Genomic DNA, 23457 nt, shown 5'->3' on the forward strand with positions numbered 1-23457 from the left:
CTATCTTCCTTTGACAGTATCTAGTTATCAATGGCAAACAACCATTCCAAAGGCAAGCGTACTTGTAATCGGTGATTATGAATATGAATTTTCCCTAACATTATAAGGGAAAAGGTATACCAATTGCCATGCCTGTTTACTGACTATCTTATTATTTATCAAATAATCTTCAGAGCTCGTTTCATTTATTGGCTTTACTACTTTTATTTGTTAGACTAAGCGGTCTTTATTTTTCGACGACTTATACTGCAAGTTTACTTTATGCATGCAGTTTTATACATGCAGTGATTTGACTCGTTCTACATAGCAGTTAATTCATCACATGCGCTCGTAGCTCAGTTGGATAGAGTATCGGTTTCCGAAGCCGAGGGTCGTGGGTTCGATTCCCGCCGAGCGCACCAATCATTGTAACCAATCTATTATTTTAAAGTATATCCCACTGAGCCAACTTGTCTATTTTGGTTTAGCGGTAATGCTGTGTCTGACATTTCCAAAATTTTCTTATCAAATACCTGTCTATTCAAATACCCGTTTACTCTAAACCTACCCTTCTCTTTTATCACTCCTAAACCTTTCTTTTGAGCAAGCTACTTTATGGCAAAAATACGCCTTTTTGCTTTCTTTGCTTAATCTTTACAAAAAAACTACTTTTATTAGAAATAATACTTACATTTTAAAAGCAACATAAGTATTATTGCTTATTAGGTATTTATGTAACTATATGTAATTAAATGAATATATAGTAATATTCTAGTAACCAAATATAGATGCAAGTACAGAATATTTTTGGCTCGTTAATTGCATGTTTAAGATAGGTTTAAACGAGCCAGCGGTTTATAAATTTTAATATAGTATGAGTTAAGTCTAGGAGACGTAATGAGTGTATTTTATATGGCAGCATTATCAGTAGGGTCTGTATTCTGGGGAATGGTTGTTGTTTGGCTGATGGCAACGCGATAAGTAGCTGGCTTGTTGAGCTCAACATATTTCTTGCAAGTCAGTACCAAGCTGGGCTCGATTCGGTACTCGATGATAATTGATAATAGGCACCTCTCCTAAGCGGCGCTCACCAGCTGCGATACTATTATCTATGGTAATCATTGCAATCTTTTTATTCTCTTTGGTAATTAGCAAATGCTTGGCTCTTCTGCTGGTACTATAATTAGGAAAGTGTTTTTTAATTAAAACAGCTGTCTTTTGTAAGCTATCATTTGTTAATGGCTTCTTACCCGTTGATGCGTGTGCTCCACTTTTGGGATCAACTTTATTACTACGTAAATGTGCTATCAGCCATAGTACTGTAATGACTGCTAGCAATATGACAAGCCACCAAATTCCGTCTATCATAGAAAAGTATATCCATTATTAGCAAGGGTTAAGTCATGGTAGCAGAATTATCGCCAAAACTAATAGCAGAAGTACATCGGGCTGCTAAATTGCTAGCGGTTCGACCACAGATCTGTATTCTAACTGGTGCAGGCATATCAGCAGAAAGTGGCATTCCAACTTTTCGTGATAAGCAAACTGGTCTCTGGGAACATTATCGAGCAGAGGATTTGGCAAGCCCCACTGCCTTTGCTCGCGACCCACATTTGGTATGGTCGTGGTATCAATGGCGCAGACAACTGGTGCATGACAAAAAACCCAATCCTGCTCACTATGCGCTTGCCCAGTGGCAACAAGACGCCAAAAACCACAAACAGCACTTTACGTTGGTCACACAAAACGTCGATGATTTGCATGAACAAGCTGGTAGTGAGGCCATTCATTTACATGGTCATCTGTGGCGTAATCGCTGTCACGACTGTGGTACACTTTATCAAAATGAATCAGCAGCTTTAGATAGTAGTAAAAAAGCCATCAGTTTCGATGATAGAGTGATAACATGCCAACAGTGTGATGGTTATATCAGACCTGATATCGTCTGGTTTGGTGAGGCGCTACCTATAGGAGCATGGCAAACGGCTGAAGAGGCTGCCGCTAATTGCGATGTATTCATCAGTATTGGTACATCAAGCTTGGTATACCCTGCTGCGGGTCTGGCACAATTAGCTCAGCAAAATGGTGCAACAGTCATTGAGATAAACCCAAATCCAACGCCTAATACCATCGTGGATATCACATTGGCTGCAAACGCCGGCGTGACAATGCCTTTACTAATGCAAAAAGTGACTGCTCTCGCATAATCGCTGTACAAAATTCAAAGCATCTATTTACTGACAAAATACGTACGGTATCAATAATAGCCAAATGCTTTATAGTACTTTATATAAATGATTAAGTTTTGAGCTGCCCCTGAACAATTAAACAATTACTGCAATACATGATCCACTTTAGCCAAGTAAGCTTGTTTTAGGTCATCATCTATGAAAGATGATCTAAAAGAGTTTTTTACCAATGTGACAATGTCGTTTTCTGTTAATGGTAAGTTGTCACACAAGTTGATAAAATTTTGGTTAATATAACCTTTAAAATAGGCTGGGTCATCTGAATTGACGCTCACATTTAGACCATAATCTAAAAGCTCTTTGATATTGTGCGCTTTGTAGTCTTCAAACACTTTCAATTCAATATTTGAGTTTGGGCAAACCGTAAGCGGTATTTGCTCTTCTTTTAGCCGCTGCATAAGCGTATCACTATGAATCGACTGCACGCCGTGGTCTATTCTATCGATACCCAATAAATCTAAAGCCTCATAAATATAAGAAAAGTCACCTTCTTCGCCTGCATGGGCGACTAATTTAAACCCTGCCTCTTTTGCCTTTTCAAATACCTCTGTGAATTTTGATGGCGGGTTACCAAGCTCTGAAGAATCAAGACCAACACCAATGATATCCTCCTTAAATGCCATCGCCTCCTCTAACGTATCAAAAGCATCTTGCTGTGATAAATGACGTAAAAAACACATGATAATACCAGAAGTAATACCGTATCTTTCTTTGGCATCAGCCAGCGCTTCTTTTATACCAGTGATTACAGTTTCAAAAGCGATGCCTCTTGCCGTATGCGTCTGAGGGTCAAAGAATATCTCAGTATGAATAACATTGTCTTCAACACATTTTAAGATATATTCCCAAGTCAAATCATAAAAATCGTCTTTTGTGATAAGTACGTTGGCACCAGCGTAATAAATGTCTAAAAAAGTCTGTAGATTGGTGAAATTATAAGCATTACGTACGTCCTCTATGTCTTTATAAGGAATATCTATGTTGTTTTTTTTAGCCAGCCTAAACATAAGCTCAGGCTCTAATGAACCTTCGATATGTAGATGCAATTCAGCCTTTGGTAGTTTTTTTATGAGATCAATCATAGTATTTCCTTATCTTTAATTGCCTATCTATAATTTTGTGGAAGCTACTTTAAAAAGACTACCGTATCAGACAGCTCATTACCTGCTGGGTCATGCTCTAAGTGGTAATACTGACGCAATAGCTGTCCTATCTCATCTAGTAGATCAGTCAAGCTTTCTTCTGACTTTTTGTTGGCAATGCCCGTCACTGCTTTGTCACACATCGCACGCCATACTGTAGGACTGACATGAGCGCTAATACCACGATCTGCGACAATCTCCAGCTTATGCTCACAGATATTGACATAAACCAAGACCCCCGTGTTTTCTTCAGTATCCCATACACGGTATTCGCTAAACAAATCGATAGCACGCTCACGGCAGTTGGTGCTATAAGCTTCTTGAATGGGTAGATGGTTTTCTATAACCAAAAAAACTTCGCCACGATGACCTTGCTCTGCTTCTGTCACTTTCGCTGTTAAACGGGCCTTAACCTCTGCTGTTAACCATTTGCTGTTCAGCATCGGAACAAACAAGACTTGACGCCACCAGCGAGCAAAACTTGCCTCTGATGAAGGTAAGTTGTTTTGTGCCATAATGTTTCCTCAAGTAGGCGATTGCTCATTGTCGTCTAATACATTATCAAACAAATTATAAAAGCAATGTTCTTAATATTTAATGCTACAAATCGATTGTTATGATGATGGTTGGCTTACCACGATCCACCAGCACCGCCACCACCAAAGCCGCCACCGCCGCCGCCGAAGCCGCCGCCGCCGAAGCCACCGCCGCCGCCACCAAGTCCAGGTAAGAAAATTAAACCGCCGCCGCCGCGTCCACCACGACCACCGCCGCCTGAACCTCTAGCAATTAAGAACATCCAGATAAAGATGGCCATAATGACAGTCATAAAGAATCCGCCACCCAATGCTAAAGAACCAGCAAAGAAACCACCAGCCGTTAAGATAGAGCCAAATACTCGTCCAAAAATACTAGTAATAAACTTACCAAAAATCATCGCCATGATGAACAAAAAAACAGGCGTTGATGGTTCATCCGAACCTTGCTGAGCGTTACGTTCTGCGGCTTGAGCATCGGCACGAGCCAGCACGTCAGTATCAGCAGTGAGTCGAGCTTCAAGTGCACCAACACCTGCCAATAACCCAGATCCATAGTTGTTTTGCTTGAATAGTGGCGTAATATCCTCACGGATAATACGATTGACCGCCGCATCCGGCAACACGCCTTCCAACCCATAACCCGTTAAGATATACATGTCACGATCATTGACTGCTACCACAATCAGTAAGCCGTCATCAATGTCCTCCTCCCCAAGCTCCCACTTATTAGCAACCTGTAAAGCATAGTCAAATATCGGTAAGCCATTTGTGCTAGGTACGATGACGATTGCTGCTTGAGCTAGACCTTGCTGGTAGATATTCCTAAGCTGGGTCTCTAAACGCTGTTTCTCTTGCGGATTTAGTATATTTGCTTGATCAACGACTGGTTGATTTAATATGAGCTTATCAGCATCAACATTAGCCGCATCAGATTGCACAGGTGGCTGTACAGTGGCCTGAGACTCTGCTATGGCTTCATCATTGGCAGCATTTGGATTGATAGCCTCATTACCAAGTATGGTGCCTCCAATAGCGTCGTTACCAAGTACCGCATCATTAATGGCTTCATTCGCCTCGCCAGCTTTAGCGATCGCTACTAAGTCCTCAACGCTACGGGTCTGCATTTGCGCATCGGTCGCACTCTCAGCTGTCGCAACATTAGCATCATCCGGCGCAGCATGCAGCAGCGTTGTATTGCCCGCGCTGAGTGTTAATAATAATGCCGAGACGATTGCTTTTGAATTCTTCATCTAATCTATACCACCTTTAGTGACACGCTTGCTGAACGAAATTATGACTTATTATAAATAGGAGTCTTTTTTGCACCTTTGTGAATAGCGACTAATCATAGATAGCGAGTAAAGCTACTACTAAACGCCGCTTTTTGACCCAAAACGCTGACTTTATTGTGCAGTAGCTTCATCATCTCCAAAATCAACTGTAGGTGCGGTCGAGATCTCTTCTTCATTAGCAACTGTAAAGTTCGGCTTAGTATCCATACCGAACACTTTGGCTGTGATATTAGTTGGGAACTGACGTACCGTTGTATTGTAGCCCTGCACTTCTTGAATATAACGATTACGAGCTACTGTAATACGATTTTCAGTTCCTTCTAACTGTGCCTGCAAGTCTTGAAACAAAGCGTCAGATTTGAGCTCAGGGTAACGTTCGGACACTGCCATCAGACGTGACAATGCTCCCCCCATCTGAGCTTGGGCTTCAGCATAACGTTCCATCGCTTGTGGGTCATTGAGTACTTCTGGCGTTATATTGATGCTACCTGCACGCGAACGCGCTTCTGCCACCTGAGTGAACACCTCTTGCTCTTGGTCTGCATATTGTTGCACAACTTTTACCAAGTTTGGCACCAGATCCGAACGGCGCTGATATTGGTTGACCACTTCTGACCAAGCTGCTGTGACTTGCTCATCTTGTGATTGCAAATTGTTATAACCACAGCCTGACAAACCTACGGTTGAGGTTGCCAATACTGCTGATAACAACATAGGTTTTATAATAGATTTACGCGTCATCTCTGTTTCTCCTAATAATAATTAACTGCTTAGCCATTTATACCAAATAATAACTTGTAATGTCACAGACAAACGATTGTCTTTAATTGTGCTGCTAATAATGGCGACATAGCCGCTTTTTTACAATTCATCGTTACTAAAACACAACCGCAAAATAGGACTGCTGACTTTTTTATTGTGCGTCAATTTACTATTCTACCTTTATTTTTATTATGACCTAATCAATTTCTACAATATCGATAACAGTATGCAAGCAGTTGATAAAAGGTCCTCAAATCCTAGTACGACACTATCTAACAATACATTTAATAGTCCTATATCGATTTAACAAATCAATTATTGAAAATTACATACACGGATAATTCAAAAAAAAATCTAGTAATTATAAAGAAATTGTGGCAAATTGCAGTTACTTAACCGTATGGTTTGCATACATTCGGTAGTGGAGTTGTTATTTATTTGATATTAGCGCAGTATAAAACGAAAAATCGTTTTTGTTTTGGTGACAAATATTATAGCTAGTGAACGGTTTTCTTACTGTTATCATTTAGCATTTACTAAAATGTCTAACGATAATCTAAGGTTCATGTTCGTGTACTATAAGTTTGTAAGCTGTTAGCAAACAAGAATAACGTAAATGGTTGAATGCCATCAGATTATTGATTGATGCGTATTTGATTATAATAATTATTTGTTTTATCCGCTGGTCTATTTTTTACCTACCTATTCTTACTGCGTTATACGTCATAATATTGTGACAACCAGAAAGGCAAAAGGACTTGCGACCGCAGCTAGGATCTATTAACACTGTTTGTGTTACTTGATAAGCCAAGCGGATAAATACAGACATTTACAATCCATCCTAAGCGGTTAAAAAGATATTAAGCCTGAGTTTAGTACGATGTTTAATATCCTTTATCGCTATTTTAAGGACGTTTGAGGAAGACATAATATGGAAAGTTTAGTCAGTTTAGTAAACGGAATTATTTGGAGCCCGGCTCTGATCTACCTGTGTTTGGGCGCAGGTCTGTTTTATTCTATTATGACGCGCTTTGTACAAGTGCGTTTGTTCAGTGAAATGGTAAAACTACTGTTTACGGGTAAATCTAGTGAACAGGGTATCTCATCTTTTCAGGCGTTAGCTGTCTCACTCGCAGGACGCGTGGGTATGGGTAACATTGCAGGTGTTGCTGCTGCCATTGGCTTCGGTGGTCCTGGTGCCGTATTTTGGATGTGGATTGTAGCGTTCTTAGGAGCATCTACTGCTTACGTTGAATCGACACTGGCACAGATCTATAAAGAAAAAGATGTGGTGACTGGCGAATATCGCGGTGGCCCGGCATATTACTTTGAGCGCGCACTTGGCCAAAAATGGTATGGGATCCTTTTTGCAGTCTCCTCTATCTTAGCTTGCGGTATGTTCTTACCGGGTGTACAAGCAAACGGTGTTATCAGTGCATTTGCACAGGTAATGGGTGAAGGCACTATGATGAGCGTCGGGAGCTTAGAAGTTGGCTCTATGCGTCTGGTTGCGTTAGTAATCATCTTAGTCGTGTTAGGGATTATCATTTTTGGTGGTATTAAGCGTATTGCAACCTTTACTGAGTTTGCAGTTCCTTTTATGGCACTAGGCTATATTGTTTTAGCCTTGATTATCATGTTTACAAACTTCGATATGATCCCTCAAGTTTTTGGTCTGATCGTTGGTGACGCCTTTACTGCTCAAGCAGGTTTTGGTGCGGCAATCGGTTGGGGGGTTAAACGTGGTATTTACTCAAACGAAGCAGGTCAAGGTACCGGTCCTCATGCAGCAGCGGCAGCTGAAGTTCAGCATCCATCACAGCAAGGTTTGGTACAGGCATTCTCAGTCTATGTCGATACTATCTTAGTATGTTCTGCTACGGCCTTTATGATTCTCACGATGGGTACTTATAATATTCAAGGTACGCTACCTGATGGTCAGTTCATCGTTCAAAACGTAGCAGCGACTACTGAAATTAACGCGCCTGCCTTTACACAAATGGCGATGGAATCAGTATACGGCTCATTCGGTGATACTTTCATTGCTGTCGCAGTATTCTTCTTTGCCTTTACCACTATTCTGGCTTACTACTATATCGCTGAAGTAAACGTGGCTTATTTGACTCGCTTTTTGGGTCGTAACGCAAACAAGACGGGTTTATTCTTAGTTAAAATTCTCATCATGGCAATGGTTGCTTATGGTGGTCTAAACTCAGCTGGTTATATTTGGGCTATCGGTGATATCGGTGTTGGTCTGATGGCATGGCTTAATATCGTTGGTATTCTTGTTATCTTTATCGTTGCACGTCCAACACTTACCATGCTCAAAGACTATGAAGCACAGCGTAAAGCGGGTGTTAAGCGCTATAGCTTTGATCCTGCAAAATACGGTATTAAGAATGCGCCATATTGGGAAGCACGCCATTTAAAAGAGCAACAAAGAATGGCTGAAAGTCCTCTACATAAAGAGCCTAAATAAGACTCTTTAAAGCAGCTATCGTGTACTAATATAATATAAAAAGCCTGAGGCAATGGTCTCAGGCTTTTTTATGCGCTTCATTATGCCCTATCTATTACTGGCAATTACTATCGTTGATAATATGCACAGACAGTCTTTAACCCAATAAAAAACCCAGCACGCTTGGCTGAGTTTTAGTCTTAGCATTGACGGGGGTTCGAATCATACTATCTTTAATAACAACCTATTATTTAGGCATTAATACGGTATCGATCACATGAACAACCCCATTGGTTGCCATTACATCTGGTTGAGTAATATTGGACGTGTTGCCGCTAGCATCTGTGATAATATTGGCTTCGCTAATAGAAAACGCTTGGCCATTTACTGTCTCAATATCTGTACCGTAAGGGATATCGGCGGATTTTACTATCATACTTGGGATAACATGATATGACAGTACATTGGTCAACATGTCTTTATCAGCCAATAGCTCTTCTTTGGTGACATCAAGCTTCGTCAATGCATCAGCAAATGCAGCGTCTGTAGGCGCAAATACAGTGAACTCACTGCCTGAATCCATTAGAGTTTGATCCAGACCAGAAGCTTCAAGCGCCGCTGTTAAAATGGTTAAATCATTGTTGTCAGAAGCAAGTTCAACGATATTTTGCGTGGCGGTACTTTCTTCAGTCGTTACTTCAGGATCCGCGATAACTTCAGGCTCTTCCATTGGCTCAGTTTCAACCATTGGTTCAGGTTCAACCATCGGTTCAGTTGTCATTTCGGCCTCAGTAGGTTCTGCAACTGTCTCTGCATCATTACAAGCTACCAAAGATACGGCCGATGCGGCGATTGCGAGAGATAATAAAGTCTTTTTTAACATGGGTCTATCCTTATAAAAATTAAGCAGATGGTTTCTTATTCATTGCTATATGCATTGTATTTAAAGCATAGAATAAAGTTTTAGAGCAGGGAATAAAAAAACGACTACGTGTCTCATTTACTGCGGTAACAGTACTTTATCAATAACATGTACGACACCATTGCTGGCTGCGATGTCTGTTTGTAAGATATTAGCAGTACGACCACTCTCATCCATCAGTTTGCCTTCAGGTGTAATCATCAGTGTGTCTTTGCTGAGCATCATAACGTTACCTGGCTGCACATCTTTGGCATATACAGGTGCTGGACCATTGATTACGTGGTAGCCCAAAATCTTAGTTAAAGCTGGCTTGTTTGCAAAAAGCTGCTCTTTAGTCATACCAGTTTCTTGCAAAGCTTCAGCAAACGCTGCATTGGTTGGTGCAAGGATGGTAAGGTTTGCATCAGGATTAGATAACGGACCAGCTATACCAGCAGCTTGTACCGCTTCAACCAAGGTCGAAAATTCAGGACTGCTTTGAGCCACTTGTACCACATTCATTGCAGCTACCGCTTCACTTTGAGTAGTTGCTTGCTGAGCTTGTTGTGCCTGTTTTGCTGGCATCGTTGCTTCTTTAGCTGGCATCATATTGTTACAAGCGCTTAAGCCAGCAATTGATACAGCCAGTGTGCCGATAGTAGCAAGTTTAGTAAGTTTCATATTCATATCCTTGATATTGAAGTCTATCCTGATTGCGAATTTAAAAATTATGAATGGTGCTTTTTAAAGGTAAGGTTTTGGTAAATCAACTTATACATAGTGACTTACTATCTACACAGTCTAACCATCTATTTAACTAAATCTCAAGAATCACGCTATACAGTCATGTATTAATACACGTATATAGGCGTCTGAATGTTAGAAATAATATGTACACCGCTTAGTATAATAGTTCACCATTATCATCCGAGAGCTTATAAGCTATACTTACGGGCAACCAAACCTTACGAAGCCAAAGTTAGCATGACATACAACTTTAACTATCTGCATTTACGCTATTTTTTGTCATCCCCTTGTAAGTTTTGTCAGTTTTCTTACATGGCTTATTTTTTAATTTAGTGATGGAATACTTTACAGATTCAATAGACAGTAAAGCTGCCTTGTATTCACACAAAAGGATATAGGATGACCTTTAAGCATGACTTTGGCGTGATAAGCATTCTTAGATTTAGCTGATAAAACCCTCATTTTTATTGTTGGATATCAATAAAAACATACTGATAAGCGCTATATTTTTCATGCTAGAATATTGCAGATTTGTGCTTTCTTATTTCCTATAATTTATGAATTTTTCTTTTTCTCTTTTTTTATGATAATTACGATACAAGCAGTGTACCTATGACTCAACAGACAGCCTCACAAACTTCTTTGCCAACCAACCACCTACAAGCAGCGGACGACTTTGTCCTAGCGCCGCCTGCTAGCTTTCCTTTTAAAGAACAGCAGCTAACCGCTCGCGTGCGTATCACTGAGCAAATGAAGTCGCGTATTTTGATGTTAGATGGCGCGATGGGGACACAGATTCAGACCTATAAGCTTGAGGAGGCGGACTATCGCGGTGAGCGCTTCGCTGATATCGAGCAAGACGTACGCGGTAATAATGATCTGCTGGTGCTCACGCAGCCGCAGATGATACGTGACATTCATCGCGATCATCTTGCAGCGGGCGCTGATATTATCGAGACCAATAGTTTTAACGGCACGCGTTTGTCGATGTCTGACTACGATATGGAATATTTGGTGCCAGAGCTAAACAAGACCGCTGCCAAAATTGCTCGTGAAGCTGCTGATGAATTTACCGCTAAAACCCCTGATAAGCCGCGCTTTGTCGCAGGGGTCATCGGGCCCACCTCTCGCACCTGCTCGCTGTCCCCTGATGTTAACGACCCTGCTTTTCGTAACATTACCTTTGATGAGCTAGTGCTCAATTACCGTGAGGCGACGCTGGCGTTAATAGAAGGCGGCGTCGATATCATTTTAATTGAGACCATCTTTGATACGCTAAATGCTAAAGCGGCGATATTTGCCATCACAGGCGTGTTTGACGATATTGGTTTTGAATTACCAATTATGATATCGGGGACGATCACCGACGCCTCAGGCCGTACCCTATCTGGTCAAACGGCTGAGGCGTTTTATAACTCTATCCGTCACGCCAAACCGCTATCTGTTGGCTTTAACTGTGCGCTTGGTGCTGATGCGCTGCGCCCGCATATTCAGACGCTATCGAACATCGCTGACACTTATGTCTCAGCGCATCCAAATGCTGGGCTGCCCAATGAGTTTGGTGAATACGATGAAACTGCTAAAGAAACCGCTACTCTGCTAGAAGGCTTTGCCAAAGCGGGCATCTTAAACATCGTCGGCGGCTGCTGCGGTACCACACCTGAGCATATTCGCCACATTGCGGATATGGTGGCAAACTACTCACCGCGCAAGATACCAGAGATTGCACCTGCCTGCCGTCTGTCTGGACTTGAGCCATTTAACATCACTGCAGATAGTCTGTTTGTCAACGTCGGTGAGCGTACTAACGTCACTGGCTCCAAGAAATTTTTGCGTCTGATCAAAACCGAAGCTTACACTGAAGCTTTGGACGTAGCCCGCGATCAGGTCGAAGGCGGCGCGCAAATCGTCGATATTAATATGGATGAGGGCATGCTCGACTCCAAGCAGGCGATGATTCATTTTGTCAATTTGGTCTCAGGTGAGCCAGATATCAGCCGTGTGCCGCTCATGATGGACTCCTCTAAATGGGACATCATCGAAGAAGGGCTTAAACGTATTCAGGGCAAATCGGTCGTCAACTCCATCTCCTTAAAAGAAGGCTATGACGAGTTTGTCCGTCATGCCAAGCTCTGTATGCGCTATGGCGCCGCTGTCATCGTCATGGCCTTTGATGAAGATGGGCAAGCAGATACTTATGAGCGCAAAATCCAGATCTGTCAGCGCAGCTATGACGTACTCGTTGATGAGGTCGGCTTCCCGTCTGAGGACATTATCTTTGACCCTAATATTTTTGCGGTCGCAACTGGTATTACCGAGCACAATAATTACGGCGCGGACTTTATTAACGCGACTAAATGGATCACGGACAACCTGCCCAATGCTATGGTGTCAGGCGGCGTCTCCAACGTCTCATTTAGCTTCCGTGGTAACCCGATTCGTGAAGCGATTAACTCAGTATTTCTTTATCATGCGATCAAAAACGGCTTGACCATGGGTATCGTCAACCCGTCGATGCTTGAAGTCTATGACGACATCCCTGTTGAGGCGCGCGAGGCGATTGAGGATGTCATGCTTAATCGCAATCAAGGCGAGACAGGTCAGGATGCCACCGAACGCCTGATGACTATCGCTGAGAGCTATCAAGATGGCGGCAAGAAAAAAGACAGCACCGTCGATATGAGCTGGCGTGAGGGCACGGTAGAAGAGCGCATCGCCCATGCACTGGTCAAAGGCATCACCACCTTTATCGAAGCTGATACCAAAGAAGCATGGGAGAAATATCCCAAACCGCTCGATGTTATCGAAGGGCCACTGATGGATGGCATGAACATCGTCGGTGACTTATTTGGCTCGGGTAAAATGTTTTTACCGCAAGTGGTCAAGTCGGCACGCGTCATGAAACAATCGGTCGCTTGGCTCAACCCGTATATCGAAGCAGAAAAGGTCGAGGGCGAAGTCAAAGGTAAGATCCTGATGGCAACCGTCAAGGGGGATGTACATGACATCGGCAAAAACATCGTCGGCGTGGTGCTCGGCTGTAATGGCTATGACATCCTTGATCTTGGCGTGATGGTGCCGTGCGAAAAAATCCTCGATACCGCTATTAGCGAGAAAGTCGATATTATCGGCTTATCAGGATTGATTACCCCTAGCCTCGATGAGATGGTCTATGTCGCCAAACAAATGCAAGAGCGCGGCATAACCCTGCCCCTAATGATCGGCGGCGCCACCACCTCCAAGGCGCACACGGCGGTAAAAGTCGAACCGCAGTATCAAAACAATGCGGTCATCTATGTCTCGGACGCCTCACGCTCGGTCGGCGTGGTCACCAAACTGCTCTCTAAGGAAAATCGTCAAGGTCTTATTGATGAGACCCGCGAAGAGTATATCAAGGTGCGCGAGCGTCTGGCCAAGCGTCAGCCCAAAGCGGCCAAGATATCTTATGCGGATGCTATCAAGCTTGGCTTTGACTATGATTGGGACAACTATGTGCCACCTGCGCCCAATAAACTTGGCCAAGTGATACTTGATGATTATCCGATCGCAACCTTGCTGCCTTATATCGACTGGACGCCGTTCTTTATCTCGTGGGGACTGACAGGCAAATACCCTAAAATATTGCAAGATGAGGTCGTCGGTGAAGCCGCGCGCGATTTGTTTGACAATGCGCAAGACCTACTACAAAAGATGATCGAGGAAAAGTTAGTCGTCGCTAAAGGGGTGTTTAAAATTATGCCAGCTAAGCGCACTGGCGCAGATACCGTCACTGTTTATGACAGAGTGCCTGAAGATGGAGGACAGCCAACGCATACCTTTGAGCATCTGCGCCAGCAAAGCGATAAAGCCAGCGGTAAGCCAAACCTTAGCTTGGCGGACTTTATCTCACCGTCGAACACGCATACTGATCATATCGGTGGCTTTACCGTCTCTATCGTCGGAACAGAAGCACTCGCTGAAAAGTATAAAGCGGCGGGCGATGATTATAATGCCATCATGGTACAAGCATTATCTGATCGCTTAGCCGAAGCATTCGCTGAGCATCTACATGAGCGGATTCGCAAAGAATATTGGGGCTATCAGGCTGATGAGACTCTGACCAATGATGAGCTAATTAAAGAAAAATATGTCGGCATCCGCCCAGCTCCCGGCTATCCTGCCTGTCCTGAGCATACCGAAAAAGGCAAATTGTTTGAGTGGCTGGGCACAGTGGAGGCTATCGGCACAACACTAACCGAAAGCTACGCGATGTGGCCAGCGTCATCTGTCAGCGGCTTTTATTACTCGCATCCGGATAGCGAATACTTTAATGTCGGTAAAATCAGCCGTGATCAGGTAGAGAGCTATGCGGCGCGCAAAGATTGGGATATGGCGACAGCTGAGAAGTGGTTGAATCCGAATTTGTCTTAGGGATTTTCGTTTAAGTTTTCTAGAACGTTTTTTGATGCGGGATTGGCTGTTGTAGCTAATCCTGCTATCGGAATTAGAGGTGGCATAGCACACTAGAACGAATTTAGCGTTATTTACGTTCCGATTTTTTAAATTCAGTGAGTTGCACTTTCGTTATTCTATGAATACTCTACAAAAAGATAAGACCAATTTAAAATGGGCTTTTTATAAAAACTAACACTTATGCATAATCAATATATTTACAATTTTGCATTTCTAATAACTCAGACTCTATTTCGTCAGGGCTCACGACCCTGTAACTACCATTTATAAAATTCTGACCATCATAATCCAAATATGCAAAACGATTTGAATCGTTACCATTAGTCAAAAATAAGTCAAAAAGAAACCTTGTAGGGGCTCCTTTACACATAGAGTCCCATTCAAATTTAATATCATTTAACAATGAAAAAAGATTAATATAGTCCTCTCCTGAACAAATGACTATTTCGTTATCTTGTTTTGTTTTGTAAAACGCCAATTTAAACATGTTTTAACTATAAATATCCTCAATAAGCTCGTAGACTTTATTGCAAATATTTATTGCTCCTTCAAGTGTAGATATAGTTGATGTTGACTCTGTAAAATATTCAACATGAAAAAGAGAGTGTCTCCTCTGGTAATAATACGAGTAAGCATTAAGAACCTCATTCAACTTATTACCCGAATATGAGGTCTTATAGCTTTCTCCTAATCCAATTGCCTTTTTAGTTCTACTTAGCTCAAATACTTCTCCTACGTTTCTAGGAGGTTGTGAAATTCCATTATCTATAAGGTGTCTTTTGATTACACCTTCTAAAGATCTTAATTCAGCATAAGTCAGTAATGAATACTCAGGTAAATTTGGAGAGGCAGATTTAATGCAGTTACTTGAAATCAATAACTTCTGTATAAGCTCTGGCAATTGATCAAATGCCTTGGGCAAATTACGTTTAACCAATTCTACAGCCATTTCAGGTCTGATAATATTATGGTCATCTTCATCTTTCTTGTAAAGTATTTTACTTAGAGTTTCTGTGTCAAGCTGTGCAGTCAATGCATAAGCTACTTCATTGTAGCAAGATAAAGGCCTTCCCTGAATTTGTAATCTTTTAGTGTTTTTGTAATAAGAAAGTATTAACTTATCTTGATAAGTTCCTGATTCTAAGGTTAATTGTATGCCTCCATTTATATCTATTTCTTTAATTACTATGTTATTTGACTCTCTGACTTCTTCTATTCGCTCTCTTATAAGTTCAATCAGGGCTTCGTCTATTCCAGCTATACTCATATTCAAATTAGATATTTCTAGATCGCAAAGCTGTCTAAGTATGTGTTCAGCAACCTGCAAGCTGAGTTCGGGATTTTTACCTTGAGAGTGCTGAAGTGTAGTGGTGCCTTTTTTTGTGAGGTAAACCGTTAACTTAGCGGGCTCTTGACCTGGTCTCAAAATCTCATAATCTTTTTTAGATTTATTTTGGCTTTTTAATTCATATCTTATATTTTGTTCTTTACAATATTCTTCTATACAGCTATCTAATTCAGATAATCTTAGATTAAGATTTTTAAAACTCATAGACTTTTCCATCTAAATATAAGTTCTCTAGCTACGTTGCTAGTAGAATGTAAGTTCGGCATAGACTAAAATAGGATTATTCAAAAGACTTGCTGCTTTCTAAACTCTTTCATCTATAATTTTATTAACTAAACTATTCTATCAGAGTTAAGAAATTTAAATGCATAATAGCTCTGAATTAATTCAGGTTATTTCTTAAGTTCAGTATTAAGAAACTCTAGTTTGCATCCATGTTTGAATTCTGAGTTATTATTTCATAGTTGCCTTGGAGTGCAGTTTAGCCCTGATTGCAGCGGTTATCCTGCTTGGCTGGGCGAGTTGCAATGGCTTGGTTTGGAGTGGCGCGCAGAGCAAGCGACGCACCAAACCTTAGCCAATGCCTCGCCTAGACCAGCAGATATGAGCGAAAAGCAGGATTGGCTGCTTACTACTCTTTAGGTTTTGAATAAGAGATATAGCAGTCTTGATTTCAGCTCAAGTTACGTAGAGTTTTTAACAACGGTGGGTTACGCCTCGTCTGCATTCTCTACGAGAATTTGACAAGTCTAACACCACCCTACTTCAATTATGAACTCAAGTCGCGCGGCGTCGCCTCGCCCCAATAGTAATAACCGACGATATTGACACCCTGAGTAAATCCTTGCTGACCCGAGACCTCAAACCCCGCTTGCGCTATCAGCTGCTCGATATCTCTATCCAAATGACAGCCACCTGCTATCGGCTTCCATGCTGGAGTGATGATCTGTTGGATTTTGCGCGCCCACTTGGGCTGCGGCGCTAAGCCGTGCTCGGCATAATATAGGGTACCAGTCGGTTTTAGCACGCGTCTTATCTCATGTAACGCGTGCATAGGATTAGGGATAGAGCATAGAGTGAACGTCATGACGACACTGTCAAGGCTATTATCCTCAAGGGGCAGAGTCTCAGCAGACAGCGGCTGCGAGATAAAGTCAATGCCAGCATTAGCAAAGCGCTGTACTGCCAATGGATGCAGGTGCGGGTCAACGCCTATCACTTGTTTGACCGTTTGCAGGTTATAAAATCTTGCATTGTGTCCGCTACCAACACCGACTTCTAGCACGATGCCATAAGCTTTTGGGACGATAAGCGCTCTTTGCTCGCTCACAACGTCTAGTGCACAGGCTTTGTCGATTAATACAGGCAGGACTTTATTATTATAGACGTTTTTGAGACTGCTGAGCTTCGAGGTCGGCTTCGAGGTCATGATGATTCCTTTATAATTAAAGTAAGAACATCTTTGTATTCTACTCGCCCTTTTTACTCCGCCGGCACCGCTCAGAACAATAAACCACATTGTCCCAGTCTTTCTCCCATTTTTTACGCCAAGTAAAAGGACGCTGGCAGACAGGGCAGGTTTTTTGCGGTAGATTAACTTTTTTGTGTGCCATAGTCCTTTTCCCAAAGTTAATGATGGATGATTATTGACCCCAAATAGGTGAGCGTACAATCCCGCCAGCCTTACTGCTAATGGCGTAGCTTGTCTGACCCGCTAGCGAATGTATGACTATGCTGCCACCGCTTTGTCCGTCCACTCGTGAGGTGCGCGTAGGATAAACACTATACTGTCCAGAGGGTGAAAAACGTGCTGGCTCATCTAGACCCGTCTCTGCAAGTTTAACAATCTCTCCAGTTGCTAGCGTCAAAATCGCCGCTTGACGGTCGTTTAGATAGGCTAGGCGCTGACCGTCAAAGCTGAGCTGCGGACTGGCAGCATAATCTTTCATCGTTATTTGGGTGGCGTTACGAGTTGCAAAGTCATAGCGATATATTCTTGGTCGTCCAGCGTTTTTCTTATCACTGGTGTAAACGAAGCTTTGCCCATCACTAGCATAGCTTGGCTGCACCTCGGTGCTAGGTAGTGTGGTCAGCTGTTTGGTTTTACCACTATCTAGATGCATCTCATAAATGTCTGCGTCACCGCCAACGGTTGAGCTATAGAGCAGCTTTTGGCCATCTGGTGAGAATGACGGTGATAGGTTGCTGCCCTCAGTACCCACCACCAGATTGTGCGTTTGGCGACCCACATCATATATATAGATTTTCGGGTTTTGTCGCGGGGTTTGCTTACTATAAGCCAATAGCTGCCCGTCAGCTGACCATGCTGGTGCATATATGTAGCCGCTTAGCTCATCTATGAGCTGTCTATCGCTACCGTCAGGATAAATGCTGTACAGACTAGAGACTTTTGTAGACCCTGCGCCTTGTTCTTCCACGTAAGCAATACGACCTGTACGATCTACCGCTGGCATTTTCGCTGTCAGTGGACTTGTCATCGTACTGCTAGTAAGCGTGTGCGCGCCTTTGTCTATCGGCAACGTGCTACAAGCCGTTAAAAAAACGCTGAGTACAATACCCGCCGTAATATTGCAAGTGATATTCGTCTGAGTTATAGAAAGGTATTTTGTGTGTAGAAGTTGAGGGATACTAGAGGTAGGCATAAAGAGGTACTCAGTTAGGTTCTGGCTAGAAGCAATAAATTAAAAGACGAAAAACGCGTTTGAGTAGCTAAGCGTGTCATGTATCTGCTATGAAAAATACCCGTTGATGAAATAATAAGACAATAGGTAAAATAATTAGGACACATAATTAGGTCACAGAAAAACGCCTCACTACATTATATAGTGAGGCGCGCTATGATTAACAATTATTCGTCTTTTTTTTATAGTAATAACAATAATTTATACAAACCATATCAAACTGTTTTAGATACTTATTTATTACCTATTTAGCAATGGCTTTAAAGTGAGCCACCTGGTTTGCATTGCGAATGGTTAAGATAGGTACATTGTTCGCGTTATTGTTGATGCTGTACTTGCCTTGTACTGTTGCAAGTGTCGCTGTATCAAAGCTTGCTTGTGGCTCAGGGCATGCCATCATAGTAGATAAGACATTACCTAGGACAACGTTACCATCTACCACACTATAGTCAGAACCCATGTTGTTACAAGTGTTGACAAAAGTGACACGGTCATTACCCTCGTTTTCAAAAAACTTTAAGGTCAAAGGTTTAGACGGATCAAAGAATAGCTGAGTGACTTTTTCACCATTGCTACGTTTGGCATCAACGAGTTGCCAATCATGTGCTTGTAGCGCATTAGTAGTAATTGGTTGAGTGACTGGTGCAGTGACGCTAGGGGTTGTCTGGCAACCAGCAGCAAGTGTACCTACTGTAAGCGTTGCCGCCATCATTACTTTTGTCATACTGTTCATAGAAACTCCTATAATAGATAAATTTAAACCTTTGTATAATCAATATATTTTTATTGGTTATTTGAGGCTAGCACTTTTGTAATAGCTCTTATTTAATTTGCTAGATAGATGCGCTAAACATCAATACTATTATGCACGACGAGCAGATTATTGTCATGAAAGATTACGTACACCCTTACCTTTATATTTGTTTCACTGTATAGCTATTTTGCTAATACACCTTGTCAAAATATACACTACCTGCTAACTGCTGATTTAGTCTTAATTATTCTAAATCAGTACTCGCTTGGCATTTTATATAAAGCTGTCAAGTATTTACCAGTGAAAGACCGTGACCGCTAGCGTCTATGGTAAGGCCGTTAACCATGTATTTATGCTATAATGTCCCTACTTTCATTCTATAACTATAAGTACGACAATGATGACTAAAAAATCCCTTATCCAGTCCCCTGAAGCCATAGAAAAAATGCGTGTCGCCGGTAAGCTTGCCAGCGACGTACTTGTAATGCTTGATGAGCACGTGAGAGTCGGTATCAGTACCGAAGCGCTCAATCAAATAGCTCATGACTACATTGTTAACGAGCAGCAAGCTATCCCAGCACCGCTTAACTATAATGGCTTCCCAAAATCAATCTGTACTTCAGTGAATCATGTGGTGTGCCACGGTATCCCAACCGAAAACAAACTGCTCAAGGACGGCGACATTATTAATATCGATGTGACTGTCATTAAAGATGGCTACTATGGCGATACCTCAAAAATGTGGATCGTCGGTAATGGCTCCATCATGGCGCAGCGTATCTGTAAAGTGGCGCAAGACGCGCTTTATGCAGGCATGAGTGTCGTCAAAGATGGCGCGCGCTTGGGTGATGTTGGTGCCGCTATTCAAGAAGTGGTCGAGCCTGAACGCTTTAGTATCGTGCGTGAGTTCTGTGGTCACGGTATCAGTAATGAGTTTCACCATGAGCCACAAGTCATGCATTATGGCAAAAAAGGCACAGGCTTTGAGCTTAAAACTGGCATGACCTTTACTATCGAACCCATGATCAACCAAGGCACGTGGCAGACCAAGATCCTACCGGATGAGTGGACGGCGATTACTAAAGATCGTAAGCTGTCTGCGCAGTGGGAGCATACCATGGTCGTGACTGATAATGGCTGTGAAGTCTTTACCACGCGTCCTGAAGAAGATTTGAGCTTTTTGACCCAATAATATAAATCAAGATCGCTTAGGCGGTCTTTTTTTTGCGCTATTATTATTGGCTTTAGGCTATTATTATGAGTCGGTAGATACGCGTTAAGTATTATGTTGACTGCTTTTAGCTTTATACGTTTAATTGCTTTGTGCTTTTAACAATCTCTATTTTTAAATTATTGTTTGGATAACGTTCATGTTCTCATTCGATGCTGCCTCTATCAACCTAACTCCGCTGCCGCCCTTCCCTGCATCAGACAGTATGTCGTTGGCGTCATCTGATACAGAGAAGTCTCTACTTGGTATACCCAAATGGTTAACGCAGATCAATAACGATATCAGCCGCGCTCTTGAACGTGGAGCGAATATTCGTCAACTAGTTGGCGCTCGTAGCGATGCCATTGATGATTTGCTGATTGTATTGTTTACATGGTTTGAGTTAGACAAGACAGATTTGGCATTATTTGCAACTGGCGGCTATGGACGCGGCGAGCTGTCTTTGTATTCAGATATCGATATTTTATTGCTAGCACCTGATAAGTTACAGACTGATGTTAGCAGTAAAATTGATAGACTGGTGGCGATGTTATGGGATATTGGTCTTGAGCCTGCGCTATCGGTACGTAGTGTCGATGACTGCTTGGAAGCGGCCACGGATCATACGGTTGCCAGTACGTTACTAGAGGCTCGATTGTTAATCGGTAATGAAGCGCTACAGAGCATTCCTGTCGATGTTGTGAACAAATTATGGTCACAAAAAGATTTTTATGAAGTAAAAATCAGTGAGGCTAAGGCGCGTTATATTCGGCATAACGCCACCGAGTATAATCTTGAGCCTAATATCAAAACCGCGCCTGGCGGACTACGCGATATTCATATCGTCGGCTGGGTGACCAAGCGCTACTTTCGAGTCAGCAAACTCTATGATTTGGTACAACAAGGCTTTGTGACCGAAAAAGAGTTCGATGAGCTAAGCTTTGCTGAAAGTTACTTATGGCAGATACGGCATTATTTACATGAGCTGACAGGTCGTAACGAAAACAAGCTGCTGTTTGACTATCAGCGCGATATCGCGCAGCGGATGGGTTATGAGTCGCAGCCAGATGATCAGCCTAACGCCGCGGTTGAACGCTTTATGCGCGACTACTATCGCTGTGCAATGCAAATATCAACGCTGTCTGAGATGCTTATCAATCATTACTATGAGACCATCATAGAGCCGCATCTGCCGGATGAAGAGCAGCCGACTAAGCGTCCATTGAACGCGCTGTTTAATCAGGTTGGCGAGCAGATTGCCGTCTCCCATCATCGTGTGTTTTCTCAGCATCCTGAAGCGATTTTAGAGATGTTTTTACTTATGGGACAATACGGGATAAAGAGCATCCGAACCCGAACTCTGCGCGCACTAAAAATTGCCGCGCGCGGTATCGACCAGACTTACCGTGACAATCCTGAACATCAAGCGTTGTTTTTAGAAAATATCAAAGAGCAAAATTATTTGTTCCATCGGTTGCGTGCGATGAATCGCTATGGGGTACTGGGTAACTATATTCCTGCCTTTGCGCAAGTGACCGGTCTTATGCAGTATGACTTATTTCATCGTTATACAGTCGATGCGCACACGCTATTTTTGATTCGAATTTTACACCGCTTTACCGACGCGCGTTTTTATGAAGACTTTCCGTTGGTTAGTGCTATCTTTCAGCGCATTGAGCGTAAAGAGATTTTGGTATTGGCAGCGATGTTCCATGATATTGCCAAAGGTCGCGGCGGCAATCACAGTCAACTTGGAGAGACTGAGTCGATTGAGTTTTGTTTGGCACATGGTATGAGTAAAGCCGATGCTCATCTGGTAGGTTGGCTCACACGCTATCATTTATTGATGTCTATGACTGCACAAAAAAAGGACATATCAGACCCGGAAGTGGTGACTATCTTTGCTGATTTGGTCGGTAATGTCACTCATCTTAATCATTTGTATGTATTGACAGTGGCAGATATGAACGCTACCAATCCGCAGCTTTGGAACAGCTGGCGGGCGACTTTGATGAAACAACTATACTCACAGACGCGGCGCATCTTACGTGCTGATATCGACGCACCCACCAACCGTCAAGATATGATTCGTGCAACGCGTAAGCAAGCGCTAACGATGCTTGATAATGCCAACAATCAGCATATGAATCGTGATGAGGTGCTTAGGTTATGGGATGAGTTGGGTGATGAATACTTTTTACGTGAGATTGCAGAAGACATCTTATGGCATACTGAAGCCATCTTAAACCATCCCCCTATCGGCTATGCGTCTAATGCTGATAGTATGCCACTAGTTGTATTACGTGAGCATCGAGAGTTGGCGCTAGATGCTGTACAAGTCTTTGTATATACCCAAGATCAGGCCAACTTATTTGCGGTCACCATGGCAGTATTTGATCAGATGAGCCTTGATGTACTGGACGCACGAATCATTACCGCGACCCGTGACTTTGCTTTAGACTCTTATGTGCTACTTGATCGTAGCGGTACATTACTAAAAGATGAGGACAGTCAACAAGAGCTAAAGCAGCGTTTAGTAGATGCTTTTAAAAACCCTACAACACCCAAACTTGCGCAAAAACGTATCCCGCGCCAGCTTAGACATTTCGATGTACCGACTATTATTGATTTTGAGTTTAATGAGGCTTCAGGTCAACATGTCATGAGCTTACAGACACTTGATCAGCCAGGGTTACTGGCACGAGTGGGACAGGTATTTTTGCAGCAAGGAATTGAAGTACATGCGGCTCGTATTACGACCTTAGGTGAGCGCGCAGAAGACATGTTTTATCTCAGTGATCAAAACGATGCGCCATTATCTATAGACAAACTTGATACGTTAAAAGCGGCTTTGATTGCTAGTATTAGCGTCCTACCAGATAGCAGTCACGTTTAGCCTAGCGTGACTGCTATTAACCGATT

At 42.5% G+C, this 23457-nt stretch carries 19 protein-coding genes and 1 tRNA gene; 7 read left to right on the forward strand and 13 right to left on the reverse strand.

Features of this window, described 5'->3' with window-relative positions:
* Positions 1-324: 324 nt before the first annotated feature.
* Positions 325-401 (forward strand) — tRNA-Arg (locus Q0890_RS12685).
* A 577-nt stretch (positions 402-978) separates the two neighbouring features.
* On the opposite strand, the gene Q0890_RS12690 is transcribed toward Q0890_RS12685, so the two are convergent.
* Complete coding sequence (locus tag Q0890_RS12690; protein ID WP_299221566.1) at positions 979-1347, reverse strand: hypothetical protein; 369 nt, start codon at positions 1345-1347, stop codon at positions 979-981.
* A gap of 35 nt (positions 1348-1382) precedes the next feature.
* Between Q0890_RS12690 and Q0890_RS12695 the strand changes: the two genes are divergently transcribed.
* Positions 1383-2186 (forward strand): NAD-dependent deacylase, encoded by an 804-nt coding sequence (locus Q0890_RS12695; protein ID WP_299221569.1) that lies wholly within the window; start codon positions 1383-1385, stop codon positions 2184-2186.
* 125 nt (positions 2187-2311) lie between these two features.
* Here Q0890_RS12695 and Q0890_RS12700 read toward each other — a convergent pair whose 3' ends face one another.
* The 4 genes from Q0890_RS12700 to Q0890_RS12715 form a co-directional block, all read right to left on the reverse strand.
* Positions 2312-3310, reverse strand: coding sequence for an adenosine deaminase (locus tag Q0890_RS12700; RefSeq protein ID WP_299221571.1), 999 nt, complete (start codon positions 3308-3310; stop codon positions 2312-2314).
* A gap of 44 nt (positions 3311-3354) precedes the next feature.
* The gene (locus tag Q0890_RS12705) at positions 3355-3885 is read right to left on the reverse strand and encodes a TPM domain-containing protein (RefSeq protein ID WP_299221574.1); all 531 of its coding nucleotides are present in this window, start codon (positions 3883-3885) and stop codon (positions 3355-3357) included.
* 116 nt (positions 3886-4001) lie between these two features.
* The gene (locus Q0890_RS12710; RefSeq protein ID WP_299221577.1) at positions 4002-5159 is read right to left on the reverse strand and encodes a TPM domain-containing protein; all 1158 of its coding nucleotides are present in this window, start codon (positions 5157-5159) and stop codon (positions 4002-4004) included.
* Between the two features lie 153 nt (positions 5160-5312).
* A complete protein-coding gene (locus Q0890_RS12715) occupies positions 5313-5942 on the reverse strand; it encodes a LemA family protein (protein WP_299221580.1) in 630 nt (209 codons plus the stop codon).
* Between the two features lie 952 nt (positions 5943-6894).
* Here Q0890_RS12715 and Q0890_RS12720 point away from each other — a divergent pair.
* Positions 6895-8442, forward strand: coding sequence for a sodium:alanine symporter family protein (locus Q0890_RS12720; protein WP_299221582.1), 1548 nt, complete (start codon positions 6895-6897; stop codon positions 8440-8442).
* Between the two features lie 226 nt (positions 8443-8668).
* Here Q0890_RS12720 and Q0890_RS12725 read toward each other — a convergent pair whose 3' ends face one another.
* Positions 8669-9304 carry a fasciclin domain-containing protein gene (locus Q0890_RS12725; RefSeq protein ID WP_299221584.1) on the reverse strand — a complete coding sequence of 212 codons (636 nt, stop codon included), beginning with the start codon at positions 9302-9304 and terminating at the stop codon, positions 8669-8671.
* A gap of 117 nt (positions 9305-9421) precedes the next feature.
* Positions 9422-10003 carry a fasciclin domain-containing protein gene (locus Q0890_RS12730; protein WP_299221586.1) on the reverse strand — a complete coding sequence of 194 codons (582 nt, stop codon included), beginning with the start codon at positions 10001-10003 and terminating at the stop codon, positions 9422-9424.
* A 678-nt stretch (positions 10004-10681) separates the two neighbouring features.
* Here Q0890_RS12730 and metH point away from each other — a divergent pair.
* Positions 10682-14479: a methionine synthase gene (metH, locus tag Q0890_RS12735; protein WP_299221589.1), complete on the forward strand. Its 3798-nt coding sequence runs from the start codon at positions 10682-10684 to the stop codon at positions 14477-14479.
* Between the two features lie 220 nt (positions 14480-14699).
* Here metH and Q0890_RS13715 read toward each other — a convergent pair whose 3' ends face one another.
* Both Q0890_RS13715 and Q0890_RS12740 read right to left on the reverse strand, forming a co-directional pair.
* Positions 14700-15008 (reverse strand): type II toxin-antitoxin system RnlB family antitoxin, encoded by a 309-nt coding sequence (locus Q0890_RS13715; protein WP_367276852.1) that lies wholly within the window; start codon positions 15006-15008, stop codon positions 14700-14702.
* A gap of 3 nt (positions 15009-15011) precedes the next feature.
* Positions 15012-16073, reverse strand: a complete 1062-nt coding sequence (locus Q0890_RS12740) for a type II toxin-antitoxin system RnlA family toxin (protein ID WP_299221593.1) — start codon at positions 16071-16073, stop codon at positions 15012-15014.
* Positions 16074-16343: 270 nt separating this feature from the next.
* Here Q0890_RS12740 and Q0890_RS12745 point away from each other — a divergent pair, with 270 nt between their 5' ends.
* Positions 16344-16511: a hypothetical protein gene (locus Q0890_RS12745; protein WP_299221596.1), complete on the forward strand. Its 168-nt coding sequence runs from the start codon at positions 16344-16346 to the stop codon at positions 16509-16511.
* 127 nt (positions 16512-16638) lie between these two features.
* Here the strand turns inward: Q0890_RS12745 and Q0890_RS12750 are convergent, their stop codons facing one another.
* The 4 genes from Q0890_RS12750 to Q0890_RS12765 all read right to left on the reverse strand — a co-directional run bounded on the left by Q0890_RS12750 (position 16639) and on the right by Q0890_RS12765 (position 19304).
* Positions 16639-17298 carry a class I SAM-dependent methyltransferase gene (locus tag Q0890_RS12750; RefSeq protein WP_299221599.1) on the reverse strand — a complete coding sequence of 220 codons (660 nt, stop codon included), beginning with the start codon at positions 17296-17298 and terminating at the stop codon, positions 16639-16641.
* A gap of 40 nt (positions 17299-17338) precedes the next feature.
* Positions 17339-17482, reverse strand: a complete 144-nt coding sequence (locus tag Q0890_RS12755) for a DUF2256 domain-containing protein (RefSeq protein WP_299221602.1) — start codon at positions 17480-17482, stop codon at positions 17339-17341.
* Positions 17483-17512: 30 nt separating this feature from the next.
* A complete protein-coding gene (locus Q0890_RS12760; protein ID WP_299221605.1) occupies positions 17513-18532 on the reverse strand; it encodes a Xaa-Pro aminopeptidase in 1020 nt (339 codons plus the stop codon).
* Between the two features lie 283 nt (positions 18533-18815).
* Positions 18816-19304 carry an META domain-containing protein gene (locus Q0890_RS12765; protein ID WP_299221607.1) on the reverse strand — a complete coding sequence of 163 codons (489 nt, stop codon included), beginning with the start codon at positions 19302-19304 and terminating at the stop codon, positions 18816-18818.
* A 418-nt stretch (positions 19305-19722) separates the two neighbouring features.
* On the opposite strand from Q0890_RS12765, the gene map reads away from it, so the two are divergent.
* Together map and glnD are read left to right on the forward strand one after the other, a co-directional pair.
* Positions 19723-20517 (forward strand): type I methionyl aminopeptidase, encoded by a 795-nt coding sequence (gene map / locus Q0890_RS12770; protein ID WP_082785616.1) that lies wholly within the window; start codon positions 19723-19725, stop codon positions 20515-20517.
* Positions 20518-20695: 178 nt separating this feature from the next.
* Complete coding sequence (gene glnD, locus Q0890_RS12775) at positions 20696-23431, forward strand: [protein-PII] uridylyltransferase (protein ID WP_299221618.1); 2736 nt, start codon at positions 20696-20698, stop codon at positions 23429-23431.
* The last annotated feature ends 26 nt before the right edge of the window (positions 23432-23457 follow it).

The sequence above is a fragment of the uncultured Psychrobacter sp. genome (assembly GCF_947488565.1).
Lineage (GTDB): Bacteria > Pseudomonadota > Gammaproteobacteria > Pseudomonadales > Moraxellaceae > Psychrobacter > Psychrobacter saeujeotis.

Bases quoted from the DNA above. Each gene is read 5' to 3' on its own strand.
- Q0890_RS12690 (WP_299221566.1), bottom strand. From the start codon at position 1,347: ATGATAGACGGAATTTGGTGGCTTGTCATATTGCTAGCAGTCATTACA.
- Q0890_RS12695 (WP_299221569.1), top strand. From the start codon at position 1,383: ATGGTAGCAGAATTATCGCCAAAACTAATAGCAGAAGTACATCGGGCT.
- Q0890_RS12700 (WP_299221571.1), bottom strand. From the start codon at position 3,310: ATGATTGATCTCATAAAAAAACTACCAAAGGCTGAATTGCATCTACAT.
- Q0890_RS12705 (WP_299221574.1), bottom strand. From the start codon at position 3,885: ATGGCACAAAACAACTTACCTTCATCAGAGGCAAGTTTTGCTCGCTGG.
- Q0890_RS12710 (WP_299221577.1), bottom strand. From the start codon at position 5,159: ATGAAGAATTCAAAAGCAATCGTCTCGGCATTATTATTAACACTCAGC.
- Q0890_RS12715 (WP_299221580.1), bottom strand. From the start codon at position 5,942: ATGACGCGTAAATCTATTATAAAACCTATGTTGTTATCAGCAGTATTG.
- Q0890_RS12720 (WP_299221582.1), top strand. From the start codon at position 6,895: ATGGAAAGTTTAGTCAGTTTAGTAAACGGAATTATTTGGAGCCCGGCT.
- Q0890_RS12725 (WP_299221584.1), bottom strand. From the start codon at position 9,304: ATGTTAAAAAAGACTTTATTATCTCTCGCAATCGCCGCATCGGCCGTA.
- Q0890_RS12730 (WP_299221586.1), bottom strand. From the start codon at position 10,003: ATGAAACTTACTAAACTTGCTACTATCGGCACACTGGCTGTATCAATT.
- metH (WP_299221589.1), top strand. From the start codon at position 10,682: ATGACTCAACAGACAGCCTCACAAACTTCTTTGCCAACCAACCACCTA.
- Q0890_RS13715 (WP_367276852.1), bottom strand. From the start codon at position 15,008: ATGTTTAAATTGGCGTTTTACAAAACAAAACAAGATAACGAAATAGTC.
- Q0890_RS12740 (WP_299221593.1), bottom strand. From the start codon at position 16,073: ATGAGTTTTAAAAATCTTAATCTAAGATTATCTGAATTAGATAGCTGT.
- Q0890_RS12750 (WP_299221599.1), bottom strand. From the start codon at position 17,298: ATGACCTCGAAGCCGACCTCGAAGCTCAGCAGTCTCAAAAACGTCTAT.
- Q0890_RS12755 (WP_299221602.1), bottom strand. From the start codon at position 17,482: ATGGCACACAAAAAAGTTAATCTACCGCAAAAAACCTGCCCTGTCTGC.
- Q0890_RS12760 (WP_299221605.1), bottom strand. From the start codon at position 18,532: ATGCCTACCTCTAGTATCCCTCAACTTCTACACACAAAATACCTTTCT.
- Q0890_RS12765 (WP_299221607.1), bottom strand. From the start codon at position 19,304: ATGAACAGTATGACAAAAGTAATGATGGCGGCAACGCTTACAGTAGGT.
- map (WP_082785616.1), top strand. From the start codon at position 19,723: ATGATGACTAAAAAATCCCTTATCCAGTCCCCTGAAGCCATAGAAAAA.
- glnD (WP_299221618.1), top strand. From the start codon at position 20,696: ATGTTCTCATTCGATGCTGCCTCTATCAACCTAACTCCGCTGCCGCCC.